The sequence below is a fragment of the Psychrobacillus sp. FSL H8-0483 genome, from assembly GCF_038637725.1.
Classification (GTDB): domain Bacteria; phylum Bacillota; class Bacilli; order Bacillales_A; family Planococcaceae; genus Psychrobacillus.
The window spans coordinates 3,800,170-3,817,805 of the sequence record NZ_CP152052.1; the positions used below are offsets into that span (position 1 = coordinate 3,800,170).

Below are 17,636 nucleotides of genomic sequence, written 5' to 3' on the forward strand. Positions count from 1 at the left end.
TGTTTTGTTATTCACGTCGAGGAAATCATCCGATTATCATCCCTTTTTATCCGATTATTCCTATTTATTATCCGATTTTGCGAGTTTATCATCCGATATCAAAAAATATCCAATAAGTCAGCGATTCCTCGACTTATTGGATATCCCAATTATCAAAATTTCGTTTTGTACCAGTCTTTTGCTGCTTGCACTTCATCTTGCGTTAACTGATGACCGAACGCATGCCAAAACAACTCTACCTCTGCTCCAGCGTTTTGTAGTAAATCACGCAATTCCTCAGATTCTGCAGCAGGGCACATGAAATCATTTTTCCCAGCTCCAATGAATACAGGAGACCCTGAAAGTGCAGGGATTTCCACACCACGTCTCGGAACCATTGGGTGATGTAAAATCGCACCTTTTAACACATGCTCATATTCGAATAAAAGATTTCCAGCAATATTTGCACCGTTAGAATAACCAATGGCTACTACATTATCGCGATCAAACTCATAATTCTCTGCCGCTTCATCAATGAAATTTTTCAATTCCTCTGTCCGGAACTTCAAATCTTCCATATCAAATACACCTTCAGCCAGACGTTTAAAGAAACGTGGCATTCCGTTCTCTAATACGTTTCCGCAAACACTTAAAATATTCGCTGCTCCGTCTATTTCTTTACCCAATCCTACTAAATCATGCTCATTCCCACCTGTGCCATGTAAAAGCAATAATGTTGGTCGTGTTGAATCTTGGCCTTTATAGAAAACATGCTTCATGTTAAAACTCCCTTTTAATTATCTTGAATTTGAGATAATTATAACGTGAATCATTTTCTAGGTCAATTAAAGAGGACTCAACTATTTGCAAGAAGTTCTTTCAGTTTCTGAGGTTCATCCACACGAATAGCAAATTCTGTTACGCTTTTTTTCATTCCCATGAATATCGTTGCTTCTATTGGTTCATGTAGATGGATAATCGCTTGTGGTACTACATCTTCAAAATCTCGGTACATAAATTGTAGTGTATCTTTACTTGGAAGTGCCGCCCCCCACTCTACTTCTTTCAACATGTTGAGTGGAACAACCATTCGAGCTGTAAGACCCTGGGTAATGTAGAGTTTTCCATTCTTTATTTCTAATGGGTGCAGTCTAGTAATTTGAATACCTGCTAGAAAGAAAAAGACCGAGTATATATTAAATATAAGTAGAATAATTGATAGGACGATTGATTTTTCATGCAGCCACCAATGAAGACCAATTGTTTCAATTACAATTGCGTGGATTAGCATTATGTTGAACGCTACAGCACTAGTCTTTACATGCATGGTTACTACACCAGCGTGGCTCGGTGCTTTCTTTTTCCAAGTAAAAAATGCATAATACATCATTAGAAATTCGGACATGACAATTCGAATAAAAATATTTTTCGTTACTACTTTTTCTACGGTAGGTAGCAGACTGTATATAGCGCCCTCATTCATTTCTGTCATTTGTTTTCGAATTAGCGGGACTTTCCAAATGACTAAAAATAACAACCCAAGTTCTGCTAGTACCAGTAAAACCTCCACTGCAATTCCTGCATAAAGGATTCCTGCAAAAGGTGCAAACAATTCGGACGGAATTAAGAACCGAGCAATTACTAACCAAGCGACCATTAGTCCGATCGTTTGTTTAATAGAGATTTTAAATGCAGCATAAAAGAGGAGTGGTGCTATAATTGCTAAGTCTATTAGGGAGCCAATCGCAGCACTACTTGTTACTTGAAGAGATAAAAAGTCTGGAACGCTTGATTGATACAAAAGAAAATTAGTTACAAGTACTAGAAGAAGAAAAGCAATAGCTAAATTGGCTACACGCGTTTTACGGTATACCATCATAAATTCTCCCTTCTTAATTCATACTTCTATTATAACTTTTCGTATTTTTAAGACACCAGTATAACATTCAGAAAAATGTGATAAAAATGTGACGAATAAATAAAGGGCTGTTCACAAAAATCAATGTACACCGACTTTTATAAGCAACCCCATTTTTTATATTATATTCTTCGTACCCTTCCACATTATCGATCCAATCATCGTAATAACCAGGACAATTAATCCTAAAATAAACGGATAAATAATATGCACATCATATAATAGTCCAGCAAGTAATGGACCTAATACATTTCCAATACTCATATACGCATTATTCATTCCCATGGCAAATCCTTGTTCCTTCCCTGCTAACTTCGATATTAGCGTCGTAAGCACAGGGCGTAAAATAGAAGTGGATAGGAAGATAATCATTGTAATAGCAAAGAAAAATGTATAGCTAGAAGCTAAAATGGAAAGTAAAAATCCAAAAGCTGTGATACCTAAAAATATTCTTAATACATTTGCTTCGCCGAATCGACGAACAGCCCAATCAACAGCAAATAGCTGCACAATTACACTGACAATTCCAGTAGCTGTAACCATCAAAGCGATGTCTTGTGGAGACGCTCCAAATTGATTATCTACAAACAGTCCAAGAACCGATTCATATGCCATTAAACCAAAACTCATCACTAATGTAATCACTAGCGGGATAAAATATGGCTTTTTAAATGATTGAACGATCTCTTTTACCATTGGCTCTGGTTTAGTTTCAGTAACTAGACTGTCTTCCGGTTTACTTTCCTTTAGTAAGAAAGTCGAAAAGATTACAGCCGCAACTCCTACAATGGCCGAAATAAGGAGCGGCATTTTCAATCCGTACTCTGCTAAAAATCCACCTATTCCAGGACCAATAACAATACCAAGTGACATCGAAGCAGAAATATAACTATTTCCTTTTGCACGTTGGTCCATTGTCGTAATATCTGCTACATAAGCAAAGATAGCGGGAATTAATAATGCTGCTCCAACACCACCTATTACACGTGATATATATAAAATACTGACCGTATCGGAGAGATAAAAAACAAACATAGATAAGGCGAGCCCACTTAGACCTGCAATAATCATGATTCTTCTTCCGTATTTATCTGCCCACTTCCCTCCAATTGGTGACATTACTAGCTGGGCTCCAGCAAATATCGCTATCATAAGCCCGGCAGCAGTCCCGCCTTGCCCAATTGATTTTAGATAAGCAGGCAGAATTGGAATGATAATCCCAAAACTCGCCACTGCAATAAACATATTGATCATCAGTATAAACAATTTCTTTCTTTGATCACTTGTCATATAACTACTCCTATTCAAAAAACTAACATGCTTGGAACAGAGTAACATGGTTTTACGCTCTTAACAACAATCTAACGCCTATTACTCCAAAAAAATCTAACTAGTTCTTACGTTACACAAATAATAGAAGTATTCATAGATTAAATGTAGGCTCTGTTAAATTAGGCTGTTGTTTTTAGAAGAATATATTTTGTGACGAAGATCCGCAAGACTCCTGCGGAAAGCAAGTAGGTTTTCGTCCATAACAACATGATCGTTTAACAGCGCATAAATGAAAAGAACCGAAGTAACAAGAATGAGTTATCCCGTTATTTCGGTTCCTTTACTATTATTCATTTAGTTTTTCAAGCGTTTTTGCTGACCCTTGCATTGGATAAGACTCTGCAAGTGATTCATACCCTACTTTCACTTCATCATAAAGCTCTAACTTATTCCGTTGATCCATCGTCAATGAAAACCAAGTTGCATCTTTTCCAGTGTCAATTGCTTCTTGGACTGAAAGGTCTTTTGCTTCCTCTACCGTCAAATCACTCACGACTAAAATACTTCCGTTATCTTCCATATCTACAATAAGACCTGTAATGTAGCCAGTCGGCTGAGCTTGGGTTGGATTGTCTTCGAAAAACTGCATAATAAAATAAAACGTGGATCCAATAGCAATGAAGAGAACTGCTAAAATTATTCCTACAGTGTATTTCCCTCTCATACTGGAACCTCCTTATCTTATACCAACTCGGCGGAAACCTTCTGCTAATAGATATGCCTTTGCTTCATCATATGAACCAAAGCTTTCTTCTAGGTTGTAGCCATGATAGATATTCCATAACGTATCCTCTTGTAATAATGTTAACTTCGAATCTTCTTTGTTTTTCCACTCTTCTTCAATCTCTTCATCTACAAGTTCTTCTTCCTCTGTAGCTAAATAAGCAATGGAGTCTTTAATCAATTTTCTTAATTCATCAGCAGAAGCTTCACGGATATTCAAAAGCCCTTTGTCATCGGCTTCTTCATATTGTGGAAGATCTCCAACATATACAAACCCGTTCCCATTTGGATGAAGATGATAAATCACCGTTGTTTTTTCATATAAACTCTTTTCATAATGGTAATTCACTCGTTTCAGGGATACTTCTTTACGAGTTAACTCTGGAAATTCTTGAATAATTGCTTCTTTTTCTTCAAATGTTAGCATGTGATTCCTCTTTCTTTACGTTGTTTTTCATTTGTCTAGTATACCATACTCTCTACCCTCTTCGAGTCCACCATTCAGAAACAATGATGAAGCAAATAACTACTGCAATCGCAACTGCAAAAAACCATTCTGGTAAGCCACTCAATTTTGTTCCTCCTTGCTAATTCGCTTTACAAATCGTCCAAAATTTTGCGCTGTAAATCCTTCTACTTCTTTCGTAGAATAGGTCTTTATTAGCTGCTTCACTAAATTTTGCGTTTTAGAAGCATCCTCAAGTCCTGTGATAAACTCTCCGATTCCATCAAAGTCTGAACCCAATCCTATCAGATGTTTCCCCCCAAGAGAAGTGATATGATCAATATGCTCCACTAAGTCTTGAATTTCTACAGGCTTTTTAAAATGGTTAATAAACTGTGGATAGTACACGACATGAATAGGGGAATCTTTTTCGATTAATGCTTTTATTTGTTTATCCGTTAAATTTCTTGATGAATCACATATTGCACGTGCATTCGAATGGCTTGCCATCAACCACTTTGCTTTTGGCAGCACATCCCAAAAAGACTTTTCACTCAAATGAGAGACATCAATAATAATGTTTTGTTCGTTCAAAAACTCTACTACTTCTTCTCCAAAAGAGGTTAAGCCAGTACCAGAAATCTCCGAAGCACCATCTGCCACCTCATTTGCTCCATTCCATGTTAGCCCCACTAATTTTACGCCATGAGCTAATAAAAACTTAAGCCTTAGCATATCTCCGTCAATCATATCTAAACCTTCTAAAGATAATACAGCTCCAATTTGTCCCTCTTTTAATGTTTCAAGCTGTTCCCACTCGTAAATCGCAACAACATTTTCATGCTTCCCTATAATCTCTGTATGAAAAAACTCGATCTGACGCATAGCCTCTAGAAATAGCTTTTCTTTCGGAAAGCCCTCCGAAACAAACACTGCAAACAATTGAAGAGCCACTTCTCCTGCCTCTAAAGCAATTTTATTTGCTTGTAACAAAGAAGAATTCGTAAAAGATAATGGAGACTCTGCTCTAGCTAATTTGTACAGTACATCACAATGCAAATCATATACTTTCAAATTTTTGTCCTCCTCAAATAAAACCGGTACTCTTATCAAAGAGTGTCCGGTTCAATCTTAAACATTATTCAGGTGCTTCTCCAGAAAAAGCCAACCATTCTTCTCTCGACGGTCCATACATTCCTGGAACATTTAATCCTGCTTGACGCATAAGTACAGTTATCTGTCCTCTATGGTGTGTTTGATGGGATGTTAGAATGTGTAGAATATTTGCAACCGTCCACGTTTGACCATACATATCTTTTTCTTCTAGAAGTGTTTCGTCCGTCCATTGTTCCTTTATTGCTTGAACCATCGCATTACTAGACTCTTTATAAGCTTCTGCCATTTCTTGAGCAGTTGCTGGTTGAGGTGCGTCATGAGGAGTTGCAGAGAATTGTAATCCTGTTTTTCCAATCATTTCATCGATAGTAACAACTAGATGCCACGCAAGTTTCCCTAATGTTCTACCTTCTTCATATACTTTTTGTTTTAATGATTCATCTGTTAATGTATTAAAAATTTTAAATGTAGAGTCACTTTCGTGTTTCCAGTTCGTTAAAAAGTCTTCCAGTTTTCTTATCATGTTAATTCCTCCATTTAGATTATAAGTTATATTTCGTTATTTCATATGTGAAATCCTGCTTTCCAACAATTTTCTTCTGAATAGATATTAATCCACAAATATGGTAGACTACAGGATAGACAATAAGAGGACGTGAGCGAATTGATTAAAATTGAATTACCAAAACCAACTGTAACCATTACCCAACGTGAACAAGTACGCAACGAAGGTGACCTTGAAATCCCATCAATTTATGGATTTATTGACTTCCACCAAATCCCACGTGATAAAGGCGGCATCTTTATGTTTTTCAACAAAAATGATGAGCTATTGTTCGTAGGAAAAGCACGTAAAATTAGACAACGTATTAAAAAGCATTTTGAAGACAATGTTTCACCGATGATTAAACATCGTGATGAAGTTTACAAAATCAGCGTAAGTATCGTGGAAGAAGCAATGGATCGTGAAATTTATGAAACATATGCAATTAATACTTTAAAAGCAAAATATAACATCGATAAAGCATTTTTTAAATAAGAACTAATCCCTGTCGCTTACTTAGTGACATGGGATTTTTTTATTTCACTACTTCCAAAATGCTTGGATTGTGCTTTGGCTTAATGAGATTTATTGGAATCTAAACAAAATAGTCATTTGATTCTTACAAAAATCGATTTCGGACTTCTGGTGATGGAATCATACAGCTATCTTTTTTCCCAAACCACTTGTATCTATTATTAGCAAAAATTTTATATAAGGCATTTCGGAATGTCTTTGGGACAATCTTGAAGATATAAAAAACCTTCCACATTCCTTTTAAATGCTTACAAATGTACAATGCTGCATCAGAGGAATGATATACTGTATTGTTTTCAATGACCAAAACGCCATCAAAATTTGCGGGTATTTGATGCTTCTTTTGAAGCTCTTCCCCTATTTCACTTTGCAAAGCTGCGAAATGAAAATACCCAAGTGGATCTCTTGCAATAATAAACTGGACACTTGCATCGCAAAAATTACATTCTCCGTCAAACAAAACAATTGCAGCCATATGAATCCCCCTTTCTTCCAGTTTACTACAGAACGAATCATTTGTTGATTCTTATCTTATATGAAAGGCGCTGTTACATTTTACTGTTGTGTTTTAGCACACACACGTGTTGATTAACCAAAAGTACCCAGTAAATTGCTTATTAAAATTGTGATAACACACCTTATCGAGAATTCTTGATGCGGAGGCTTGTCGGTTCGCCCGTGAAAAGCAAGCGAATTCCACCAAATAACAGCAATGTGGGTTAATAGTGCCACATCAAAAAAGACGTCCTAAAAGTCAAAAATAACTTAAAGGACATCCAAATTACTGTTTATCTGAAGGTGTATCAGAAGAACCAACTTCTTCTAAAATTTCGAAGCTGTTTGAATAATCGCGAAGCCTAGAATCTTCATTTTCCACTGGTTGATCCGTCGTTGAATTTAAAATAGATTCTTCCACTGGGCGAATCGACTCGTCTACCTCTTGGTGTGCATGTTCTACACAAGTTAATGTACTCGGCACAGCTTCTAATCTAGCTATAGGAATTTCTGCCCCACATTCCGTACATTTGCCGTATGTCCCATTATCCATTGCTGTTAAAGCATCTTTAATATCTTCTATCTCATCTTCAGAATGTTTTCGTAATGCTAGTCGTGTATGTTTATCCGCTAAATCGGTTGCATTATCTGCAGGATGATTATCGTAGTTGGATAACTCGGTTGTTTCAAACTCTTCATCATTCTCTATACTATGTTCCAATTCATCTAAACGCTTTTGTAACGTATCTTTTAATTTGTCGTATTTCGTCATAAGAATTCCTCCTTCATAAATATAAGGATTCCCACATTTCAGCGAAATAAAACAAAATGTACATCTTGATTTAGAAACAATAACTCGATATTTTTAATGAGTTCCTGAATCCTATATGTAAATCAAACTTTATATTGTTCACAAGTAAATGAGGAGATACTGACATAGCATCCAGTTTGTTTCTCAAACAATCCGTAATTACTTTAACGCTTCATTGATCATTCGTGCGCTTTTTTCCTGCTTCTGTATGAGCAAATTTTCTAACCATCTTTTTGATGTTTTCCACTTTTCTAAATCGAAGGGCAGACCAGTCCTCATCAATTGCTACATTTCGAACTGGTTCAAATCCTTCATTTGCAAGTAATTTTGCAACTGTATCTCTGCTACAGTCTGATCCTTTGTAAGCTTTTGAGGACTTTTTGGGATAGCATAACCACAAAATGCCATCTTCTTCTAAAACATTCACAACTGATTTTGAAAGTGTTGAAACTTCTTCATTGGAAGTTCCGAATACTTGAACAAACCCATACTTTTCCTCTACAACTTCTTTGTCAACTCTTCCCTCAAAAGTAGTAGTAGTCTCCTCATATGACGATGGAGCATTCAAAACAAGTACAGCTTTTCCCGTTTCTTTCCATTGAAGTTTTTTTAATATCGGATGAATTTCAGACATTTGTTTCCCCTACTTTCATTTTTCATTCATAGTACCTTATTTTTTGGTTAACTTACAATATAACTATCATTACATTATTTTCGTAAATTCAAGTATGATAAAATAAAAAGGAGTGGTTATTCATGGGTATTCATAAATTTTTTATGAGCATGAACGATTTAGAAAGAATTATACGTGCCCCAGGACGTTTTAAGTTTGAGGACCATAATGTAGCTGCGCATTCATGGAAGGTTTCACAATATGCGATGTTTTTTGCAACGATCGAAGAGAATAATGGTGCGACTGTTAACTGGAAGTCTCTTTACGAAAAGACGATTAACCATGACTTTGCCGAAATTTTTATCGGTGACATAAAAACACCCGTTAAACATGCATCCCCAGAACTGAAACTAATGCTTACACATGTAGAAGAAAAAATGATGGAAAAATTTATTTTAGATGAAATTCCAAAAGAGTTCCAGCCTGTATTTTTTGACCGTATGAAAGAGGGTAAAGACGAGACAATTGAGGGGCGCTTACTAGAACTTGCTGATAAGCTAGATCAAGTATATGAAGCTTTTGCAGAGCTGCAACGTGGCAATACGGATGCTGAATTTGTGAAAATGTATGAGAATGCATTAAGAAAAATTCTTCACATCCCTCTTGAAAAAAGTATATCTTATTTCAAAGATGTCATGCTTCAAGACATTATGGCAGAAGACTCTGTGATAGATGTAAAATCCATCACTTTACAAATTTTAGTGGAGTAAGTTTTTATTTATAAAATTGCAATATATTATATAACTTAGTGTATAATATTGTTAAACTATTAAGATAATTGAGGGGGGGTTGTTTCATGCCTATACCAGTTAATCACACAAAACCTGTCCGTACTACCGCAAAGCTCCATGCGTTCAATCAAATACAACAGTGGATTATAGATGGTACACTTCAACCGGATGAGAAAATTAATGATATTGAACTTGCACAAGCATTAGGGGTCAGTAGAACTCCTATTCGTGAATCACTACAACTTTTAGAATCCCAAGGTTTTGTTACGATGCAACCAGGGAGAGCTACACAAGTAACAACAGTAGAAAAAGAGGATATTCATAATTTATTACCACCATTAGCAGTATTACAGGCGCTTGCGGCAGAGCTTGCTACTCCAAATATGGATGAGGCTACTTTACAATTATTAGAAGAAAAAAACAAGGAGTTTGCTGATGCAATTTATGCTAAACAATATATAATTGCTCTGAATTTTGACGAGGAATTCCATAAGATAATCGTTGACCGTGCAAACAACTCATACATAATTTCTATGGTTGAAATGCTTCAAGCACATGTACGTAGATTATTTTATTACGAAAGTAATATCTTAAGAGAACACTCAATCGTCCAGCACGCGGAGATTATTCGTTTATTTAGAGAAAAAGACACACAAAAATTAACAGAAGTAATGCGTTCTAACTGGATTTATTCAATTGAAGGCTATTAAAAAACTTGCCCTTTGACGTTGAGTCAAAGGGCAAGTTTCTGTTTGTAATGTCAAGTTTAGCATTATGCTTTTTGAATTCTTGCAAACAAGCCAGTAATAAGGGTTAAAATGATGAAGGGAATTAACCACCCTAAACCAACTCCATAAAACGGTAAGAATCCATCATAAAAAGATACTATAGGTTTTAACCAGCTGAAATACTCTATTCCAAGTGAATCGCAAAGAGATTTAAATCCATCTACAACGCTTATTAAAAAGGTTACGAATACCACAGTAACATATACTATTCTCGCGTGATTAAACAGTGGAGACAAGAATGTTAAAAAGATTATAACGATTGCTAAAGGATACAACAACATTAATACTGGGATGGAATACGTAATAATATTAGATAAACCGAAGTTTGCAATCACACAAGTCAATACACTGAAAAAAATAACAAATGCTTTATAGCTAATCTTCGGCATTAACGTATGAAAATACTCCCCGCAAGCAGTCAATAAACCAATACTAGTTGTTAAACAAGCTAGCAAAATAATAACGGACAAAAGTACCGCTCCGTAGGATCCAAAATAATGCTCAGAAGCACTACTTAAAACAGGACCTCCATTGTCAAACAGACCAAAGAGATTTACACTTGTTGCTCCTAGATAACCAATACCAGCATAGATTACACCAAGGAAAAATACGGCAATCGCACCTGATTTAGCTGTTGCTACAAGAATACCTTTCGTTGACGTCACACCCATCGAACGTATTGCATTAATAACAATAATCCCAAAAACTAAGGAAGCTAAAGCGTCCATTGTATTGTAACCATCTGTGAACCCTGTCATAAACGCATTGTCTACATAGTTTCCTTGAGGTTGTCCAAATTCTCCCATTGGTTTTATCACTACAAAAAATAATAAGAAGAATAGACCGATTAAAATACCAGGAGACAAATACTTCCCTACATTATCTACAATTTTAGATGGATTCAATGATAACCATAACGTAACTCCAAAGAAAATAATGGTGAATACCAATAATCCAATCTGTGCATAATCTGGATTCATAAATGGTAAAATACCTATTTCAAATGAAACCGCACCTGTTCTTGGCATTGCAAAAAATGGCCCGATTGTTAAGTACAGCAATGATGTAAAGATAACTGCAAATTTAGGATGAACTCTACTCGATAGCTCCTGCAAGTTTTTGCTTCCGGAAAACCCCATTGCAAGTGTCCCTAAAAAAGGTAATCCTATTCCCGTAATTAAAAACCCAATTACTGCTATCCATACATTTGTTCCTGCATTTTGTCCTAAGCTTGCAGGAAAAATTAAATTACCCGCTCCAAAAAACAATGCAAATAGCATTACTCCAATCACTAAATGATTGGAAAATGATAATTTATTGTTCATTTTATTGCCTCCTGTGATATAAGAAATAATCATTTCTTGTATTTTGTTCTAGTTGTTTTAAATACATGCGCTATACAATGATTTTCTATCATCACTTTTGTATACAATATATCAAAACTGATAATACTACGGAATTTAGTAGAATGCAATATATTAAACTAAATTAATTGAACATTTTTTTAATTAAAATAATAAAACATAAAAAATCAGCCAACTACTGGAATTACATCCAAGTAACTAGCTGATTTCAATACCTATTTCTCATCTGAAAAAAGGTTTTTATAGGGAATCATCAGATGAATTTTCAGTAAGCTTTACATTGGAGCGATAAGCCGCTCGTATAAGAAGATGTCCCGCAACTGGTGCAGTTAAGAATACGAATAATATACCAAGTATTAATCGAATGCTTATAAATCCTTCATGAACCCAAAAGTATACAAATGCTCCTGAAAGGGATAATAGCACTGCCACCGTAGAGCTTTTTGTAGCAGCATGTGAGCGAGTATACACATCAGGAAGTCGAATAATCCCAAAAGCACTAATGACACTCATTATACTTCCTAACAATACAGTAAGAGCTGCCACTATCTCAATTATCTGACTTACGCTCAACGATAACCCCCCTTTCAATATACTTTGATATAGCAATTGTACTGATGAAAGCGAGAATTCCTAAAATAAGAATTGCTTCCAAAAAGGCTTTTGTTTTTAATACAATCGATACAAGAGCAATTATCGAGATTAAGTTTACGCCTATCACATCCAAGGCGACTGCTCGGTCTGGCATAGAAGGTCCTTTAATAATTCGATAAAGGGCAATTGCTATAGATAAAGAAAACAATGCGAGGGAGATCAAAAGTATTTTTTCTACCATTAACGAGTCACCTCCATAATCGCTTTTTCAAACTTTGTAAGAGATCGTAAGACATCTGCTTTTGACTTTTCTATATCCATTGCATGAATATAAAACATATTACCTTCAGGATTTACTTCCATTACTACTGATCCTGGTGTCAATGTAAGTAACATCGCAAGAGTCGTTATTTCCCAATCACCCCGTAGTTCTGTTTTATATGTAAAAATACCGGGCTTTATATTTAACTTTGGACTTAAAATCTGTCTGCTGATAAGCACACTCGAAGTAGCTAATTCCGAAATAAATATGAAAACTAACTTAATAATGGAAAATAATCTTCTCAAGTAAAATTGACTACCGAAAAAACGGTGCATTAAGAAGACAATTACTATCCCAACAATGAATCCACTGAAAAAGGTGGTAAGCTTCAGCTCGTCTTCATCCTTTAAAAGCATCCAAAGGAATGCAATAAACAAATTAAGTAAAAACTGTGCTGACATGGATTTTCACCTCTCCCATTGCTTATTTCCACCTAAAACTGCATCAATATAAACAGTTGGATTGGATAGTGTGTGTGCAGCATTACTTACATAACCTGATATAAATTCTGCACCAAGTCCAAGAAAAATTGTCCCTACTCCAAGTAGCACAATTGGTATAATCATTCCTGCCTTCAATGGAACTTCATCTTCTGGACTAATGATCGTTTCCCCAAAAATAGAGTTTAAGAAAATACGAAGGAGCGAATACAACACCACAATACTGGAGATAAACGCAAGGGCTAATAAAACATAGGAGCCCGACTCTATTGCACCTTGTCCTACTAATATTTTTCCAACGAACCCACTAAGCGGTGGAATACCCGCAAGAGAGCAAGTCACAATGAAAAACATCCAACCAAATAAGGGGTAATTTCGTATTAGCCCACTCATTTCCGTAATTTTTGTTTTTCCTGTTAATATGATCATTGTTCCAGCTAGTAAAAACAGCATAGCCTTCGCAATCATGTCGTGAATCACATAGTAAATCGATCCCTCTATCGATACTGGTGTAGCAACCGCTAAACCAATTAAAATAAACCCGACTGCAATGACTACATTATAGGAAGCAATTATTCGAACATCTTTATATGCTATCGCTCCAATACATCCGACAATGAGCGTAATTCCGGCCATTATTCCGATTAACGTGTGGGTAATAGCTGGTTCATGATAGAAAATTAATGTAAATGTACGGAAAAGTGCATAGATACCTACCTTCGTTAACAACGCTCCGAACAATGCAGCAATAGCTGTTGGAGGAACACTATAAGATCCAGGAAGCCAGTAGAACAGTAACAACCCTGCTTTTAAACTAAAGACAATTAAAAATAAAATACTGATTGTAGTAAGCAACGGACCTTGTCCCGCTTCTGCAACCCTCTCCGATAAGTGGGCCATATTCAACGTACCAACAGTACCATACAGATAAGAAAGTGCAACTAAGAAAAACCATGACGAAAGTACATTAATAACTACATATTTAATAGATTCTCTTAACTGCGCTTTCTTTCCACCAAATGTTATTAAGACATAAGAAGCTAGTAACATCACTTCAAAGCATACGAATAAGTTAAATAAATCTCCCGTTAAAAATGAACCATTTACTCCAGCTACTAAAAATAAAACAAATGGATAAAAGAACATCTTTTCGTGGTCTTCTCCAATAGTAGAAAAAGCGTAGATCAAACAAATTGCCGTAACTATACTAGCAGTTAACACGAATAGCATAGCAAAGGAATCTGCTACAAAGAGTATGCCAAAAGGAGGCTCCCAGCCACCAAAATCCAATCGTAGAATTCCTTCTTGTTGAATTGCATTTAAAATATATACACTGATTCCTGCAATTCCAATCATCGTCAATAAACTTATAACACGTTGCACACGCACATATGGTCGAAGAAATACGAGGAAAACTCCCACCATAATGGGAATTATTAAAGGTAAAACAATTATATTATTCATCATTTGTTCCTCTCAATGCATCAAGATCATCCGTACCAATATCTTGATACGCTCGATACGCAAGCACAAGGATAAACGCTGTTACTGCAAAACTAATAACGATAGCAGTTAAGATTAACGCTTGTGGCAGTGCATCTGTATAAGGAGCATCTGCTTCCTTTAACAATGGTACATTTCCTCTTTTCAAATCACCCATTGTTAATATAAGTAGGTGGACCGCATGAGAAAGTACAGCCGTCCCTAGTATTACTCGTATAATATTTCGAGAGAGGATTAAATAGGTAGCAACGGCAACTAATATTCCTATTAATATTACAATTAACGTTTCCATAGGCTATACATCCTCACTTATACTTAAAATTATTGTTACCACTACTCCAACGACAGCCAAAGCTACCCCTGCTTCAAAGATAGTTACTGTTGTTAGCTCTGTTTCACCGAATATAGGTAGTTCAAAATAAGCAAATGTTTGAGACATGAATGGGACACCGAAAAATAGTGAACCAAAGCCTGTAGATGTAGCTAATAGCACACCAAAAGCTGCAACTAGCTTGAAATCTAATGGTAGACTTTTTTGAACCGTTTCAATATCATTTGATAAATATAAAAGTACAATGGCTGATGCTAACACTAATCCGCCGATAAATCCCCCACCAGGCGTATTATGACCGGACAGGAATAAATACACACCAAAGGTCAAAATGATAAACACGACAATTCTAGTAACTGTACGTAGGATGACATCATTAATTTTCAATATCTGCATCCTCCTTTTTGGCCCTTAACTTTATCATAGTATATACACCCAATCCCGCTATAAAAAGAACGACCACTTCAAGCATCGTATCAAATCCACGGAAATCTCCTAAGATCGCATTGACGATATTCGCACCGCCAGCTAATTTATACGCATCTTCAAAATACACGGAAATAGAATCGAATTGATCGTAGTTTAATACCGATAGTGCAACTAACACAACAACCAATCCAACCCCTACTGAAACAACTGCATTGGTCATTTTTGTTTTAGTAGAGACTTTCTCTTTCTTCCAATCAGGCAGATGTGAAAAGGCTAAAAGAAATAAAGCGGTAGTCACCGATTCTACAACTAATTGTGTCAGTGCCAAATCAGGTGCTCGGAAGATAACGAAGAAGACTGCGATAGAATATCCTAAAACTCCATTTAACAATGTTGCGGTCATGCGTGATTTGGCAAAGAGCATGGCTACCCCTGCAATCGCCATAACACCAACTAAAATGACTTCATATACTCGAATGGATGCATTCGTAGATGGGTCAAAAGAAAATGCCCCCGAGTAAAAAAAGAAGCCCCCAACAGTTAAAATAAAGAAAGCATAAATATATACTAAGTAGTCTCTTAAGAGACCTGTCATATAGCCGTTTGTTACAATTGTAGATTGCTTTTCAGCAAAAGATAATAAATTATTATAATAGGCATTAAACGTGTATTTGGAAGATAGTAAACCATAAATCGGCTTCCACTTCTTGAGCAAATTAAACAAAATAAATCCAATTAAAATAACTCCAACTGTCATAAGCAACTCTATATTAAGGCCATGCCACGCAGAGATGGAAGGTGTGAGGTTTGCTGGATTTCCAAAGGTAGGATAAATACTTGCCATTGCCGGTTGAAGTATATACGCTCCCAAAAGGTTTGGGAAGAAGAAAATACCTACCACAAACGCAGCTAAAATCATGGGAGCAATCAACATACCAATCGGTGCTTCATGAATAGGTTTGTCCAATTTTTCAGGCTGGGCAGGTCCCAGAAATGTTTTGAAGATAATAATCATACAGTAAACGAACGTAAACACACTCGCTACCCATGCAACGACAGGAAAAATGATACCGATTGATTGCACTGAAAATACATCTGCCTTCATTATTTGAACAGTGGCTGTAAAAAACATTTCCTTACTTAAAAAACCATTAAACGGTGGCAATCCTGCCATTGATAAACTTCCAATAACCGCTACAGTAAACGTAAATGGCATGAAAGCCATTAAACCGCCTAATCTTCTAATATCACGTGTACCTAGCTCATGATCGACAATCCCTACGACCATAAATAAAGCACCTTTAAATGTGGAATGATTAATTAAATGGAACAATGCTGCAAAAGTAGCTTGCGTATACAAAATAGAATTGTTTGAGTATCCAAACTGCAACGCAATCGAACCTAACCCAAGTAAACTCATAATAAGACCCAACTGACTGACAGTAGAGTAAGCTAATAATGCCTTCAGGTCTGTTTGCCGAACTGCATTAAAAGATCCCCAGAATAATGTAATCATTCCTACTCCACTTACTGTCCAGAACCAGATTTGATCTCCACCAAAAACAGGTGTAAAGCGAGCAACCAAATATATACCAGCTTTCACCATCGTTGCAGAATGCAAGTATGCACTTACTGGAGTCGGTGCTTCCATTGCATCTGGCAGCCAAATATGGAAAGGAAACTGTGCAGATTTTGTAAATGCCCCTAGTAATACTAAAATCATTGCTGGGATAAATAAGGAATGCTCTGTAAAATTCCCGATAGTAGCTACAATTTCCCGAATACTAAAGGAACCAGTTATCATATGGAGCATAATAAAACCAACAAGCATGGCAATTCCACCACTTACCGTAATTAGCATAGCTTTTTGAGCACCTTGTCTAGAACCTTTACGGTGATGCCAGAAGGCAATTAATAAGAAAGAAGAAACGCTTGTTAATTCCCAAAAAACATATAAGACCATTAGATTATCCGAAAAAACGACACCTAACATCGCACCCATAAATAATAATAAATAGCAGTAAAAGTGTTGTAGAGATTCTTTAGTGGAAAGGTAAAAAATGGAATATAAAATTACTAAACTACCTACACCAGTAATGAGTAATCCTAATATCATACTTAAACCGTCTAAATAAGTAGTGAAGTTAATATCTAATGCGGGAATCCATTTATATGTATGGACAAATGTTTTACCACTTGCTATCGAGGGAATTAGCCTAGCAAGTATGATAAACAACGTAATGGGTACTAGCATAACAAACCAACCAATATGGAAGAATTTGAATCGCCTATAGATGAGTGGTACGAGTGCAGCTATTATAAATGGGATAATAATAGCGAAAGTAACTGAAAACAAATTGTAACCTCCTATTTCCAAAACGTATTCTATGAAATTTCAGTTTTGAAAGAATTATTTCATTTGAACGGGACACTTGACTATCCCAATAACTAGTAGCATAATAGGATTCCATATGGGGTCCTGATGTAGTTCAGAAGATTTAGGGGTCTTTTACATTGTTTAATTACAAGGAAGTGCTTTTATGCTTCTCATTTGTAATGTATAA

General features: G+C 36.0%; 21 protein-coding genes. 3 read left to right on the plus strand and 18 right to left on the minus strand.

Annotated elements, in window-relative coordinates:
* Nucleotides 1-152: 152 nt before the first annotated feature.
* The 7 genes from MHB48_RS18550 to MHB48_RS18580 form a co-directional block, all read right to left on the minus strand.
* A complete protein-coding gene (locus tag MHB48_RS18550; RefSeq protein WP_342599330.1) occupies nucleotides 153-758 on the minus strand; it encodes an alpha/beta hydrolase in 606 nt (201 codons plus the stop codon).
* Nucleotides 759-835: 77 nt separating this feature from the next.
* On the minus strand, nucleotides 836-1,858 hold the full coding sequence (locus MHB48_RS18555; RefSeq protein ID WP_342599331.1) for a beta-carotene 15,15'-monooxygenase: 1,023 nt from the start codon (nucleotides 1,856-1,858) through the stop codon (nucleotides 836-838).
* Between the two features lie 156 nt (nucleotides 1,859-2,014).
* A complete protein-coding gene (locus tag MHB48_RS18560; RefSeq protein WP_342599332.1) occupies nucleotides 2,015-3,187 on the minus strand; it encodes an MFS transporter in 1,173 nt (390 codons plus the stop codon).
* A 328-nt stretch (nucleotides 3,188-3,515) separates the two neighbouring features.
* On the minus strand, nucleotides 3,516-3,893 hold the full coding sequence (locus MHB48_RS18565) for a DUF3221 domain-containing protein (RefSeq protein WP_342599333.1): 378 nt from the start codon (nucleotides 3,891-3,893) through the stop codon (nucleotides 3,516-3,518).
* A 12-nt stretch (nucleotides 3,894-3,905) separates the two neighbouring features.
* The gene (locus MHB48_RS18570; RefSeq protein WP_342599334.1) at nucleotides 3,906-4,379 is read right to left on the minus strand and encodes a hypothetical protein; all 474 of its coding nucleotides are present in this window, start codon (nucleotides 4,377-4,379) and stop codon (nucleotides 3,906-3,908) included.
* Between the two features lie 141 nt (nucleotides 4,380-4,520).
* The gene (locus tag MHB48_RS18575; RefSeq protein ID WP_342599335.1) at nucleotides 4,521-5,471 is read right to left on the minus strand and encodes a dipeptidase; all 951 of its coding nucleotides are present in this window, start codon (nucleotides 5,469-5,471) and stop codon (nucleotides 4,521-4,523) included.
* A gap of 64 nt (nucleotides 5,472-5,535) precedes the next feature.
* Nucleotides 5,536-6,036, minus strand: a complete 501-nt coding sequence (locus tag MHB48_RS18580; RefSeq protein ID WP_342599336.1) for a DinB family protein — start codon at nucleotides 6,034-6,036, stop codon at nucleotides 5,536-5,538.
* A 141-nt stretch (nucleotides 6,037-6,177) separates the two neighbouring features.
* Here MHB48_RS18580 and MHB48_RS18585 point away from each other — a divergent pair, with 141 nt between their 5' ends.
* Nucleotides 6,178-6,552, plus strand: a complete 375-nt coding sequence (locus MHB48_RS18585) for a nucleotide excision repair endonuclease (protein WP_342599337.1) — start codon at nucleotides 6,178-6,180, stop codon at nucleotides 6,550-6,552.
* A 124-nt stretch (nucleotides 6,553-6,676) separates the two neighbouring features.
* Here the strand turns inward: MHB48_RS18585 and MHB48_RS18590 are convergent, their stop codons facing one another.
* The 3 genes from MHB48_RS18590 to MHB48_RS18600 all read right to left on the minus strand — a co-directional run bounded on the left by MHB48_RS18590 (nucleotide 6,677) and on the right by MHB48_RS18600 (nucleotide 8,531).
* Entirely contained in the window at nucleotides 6,677-7,066 is a 390-nt protein-coding gene (locus tag MHB48_RS18590; RefSeq protein WP_342599338.1) for a DCC1-like thiol-disulfide oxidoreductase family protein, read from the minus strand.
* A 306-nt stretch (nucleotides 7,067-7,372) separates the two neighbouring features.
* Entirely contained in the window at nucleotides 7,373-7,858 is a 486-nt protein-coding gene (locus MHB48_RS18595; protein WP_342599339.1) for a TraR/DksA C4-type zinc finger protein, read from the minus strand.
* A gap of 211 nt (nucleotides 7,859-8,069) precedes the next feature.
* Entirely contained in the window at nucleotides 8,070-8,531 is a 462-nt protein-coding gene (locus tag MHB48_RS18600; RefSeq protein WP_342599340.1) for a DUF3052 domain-containing protein, read from the minus strand.
* Between the two features lie 122 nt (nucleotides 8,532-8,653).
* Here MHB48_RS18600 and MHB48_RS18605 point away from each other — a divergent pair, with 122 nt between their 5' ends.
* A complete protein-coding gene (locus tag MHB48_RS18605) occupies nucleotides 8,654-9,280 on the plus strand; it encodes a YfbR-like 5'-deoxynucleotidase (protein WP_340924237.1) in 627 nt (208 codons plus the stop codon).
* A gap of 86 nt (nucleotides 9,281-9,366) precedes the next feature.
* Entirely contained in the window at nucleotides 9,367-10,011 is a 645-nt protein-coding gene (locus MHB48_RS18610; protein WP_342599341.1) for a GntR family transcriptional regulator, read from the plus strand.
* A gap of 62 nt (nucleotides 10,012-10,073) precedes the next feature.
* Here the strand turns inward: MHB48_RS18610 and brnQ are convergent, their stop codons facing one another.
* From brnQ to MHB48_RS18650, 8 genes are all read right to left on the minus strand, one after another.
* Nucleotides 10,074-11,414, minus strand: a complete 1,341-nt coding sequence (brnQ, locus tag MHB48_RS18615) for a branched-chain amino acid transport system II carrier protein (protein WP_342599342.1) — start codon at nucleotides 11,412-11,414, stop codon at nucleotides 10,074-10,076.
* A gap of 279 nt (nucleotides 11,415-11,693) precedes the next feature.
* Complete coding sequence (locus MHB48_RS18620; protein WP_342599343.1) at nucleotides 11,694-12,026, minus strand: Na+/H+ antiporter subunit G; 333 nt, start codon at nucleotides 12,024-12,026, stop codon at nucleotides 11,694-11,696.
* Complete coding sequence (locus MHB48_RS18625; RefSeq protein ID WP_340924244.1) at nucleotides 12,004-12,288, minus strand: Na(+)/H(+) antiporter subunit F1; 285 nt, start codon at nucleotides 12,286-12,288, stop codon at nucleotides 12,004-12,006. The genes MHB48_RS18620 and MHB48_RS18625 overlap by 23 nt, the downstream gene beginning before the upstream one ends.
* Entirely contained in the window at nucleotides 12,288-12,770 is a 483-nt protein-coding gene (locus MHB48_RS18630) for a Na+/H+ antiporter subunit E (protein ID WP_342599344.1), read from the minus strand. Before MHB48_RS18630 ends, MHB48_RS18625 begins: the two co-directional genes overlap by 1 nt.
* Nucleotides 12,771-12,776: 6 nt before the next feature.
* Entirely contained in the window at nucleotides 12,777-14,273 is a 1,497-nt protein-coding gene (locus MHB48_RS18635; protein ID WP_342601429.1) for a Na+/H+ antiporter subunit D, read from the minus strand.
* On the minus strand, nucleotides 14,266-14,604 hold the full coding sequence (locus tag MHB48_RS18640) for a Na(+)/H(+) antiporter subunit C (protein ID WP_340924249.1): 339 nt from the start codon (nucleotides 14,602-14,604) through the stop codon (nucleotides 14,266-14,268). The genes MHB48_RS18635 and MHB48_RS18640 overlap by 8 nt, the downstream gene beginning before the upstream one ends.
* A gap of 3 nt (nucleotides 14,605-14,607) precedes the next feature.
* Nucleotides 14,608-15,030 carry a Na(+)/H(+) antiporter subunit B gene (locus MHB48_RS18645; RefSeq protein WP_342599345.1) on the minus strand — a complete coding sequence of 141 codons (423 nt, stop codon included), beginning with the start codon at nucleotides 15,028-15,030 and terminating at the stop codon, nucleotides 14,608-14,610.
* Nucleotides 15,020-17,428, minus strand: a complete 2,409-nt coding sequence (locus tag MHB48_RS18650; protein ID WP_342599346.1) for a Na+/H+ antiporter subunit A — start codon at nucleotides 17,426-17,428, stop codon at nucleotides 15,020-15,022. Before MHB48_RS18650 ends, MHB48_RS18645 begins: the two co-directional genes overlap by 11 nt.
* Nucleotides 17,429-17,636 lie beyond the last annotated feature (208 nt).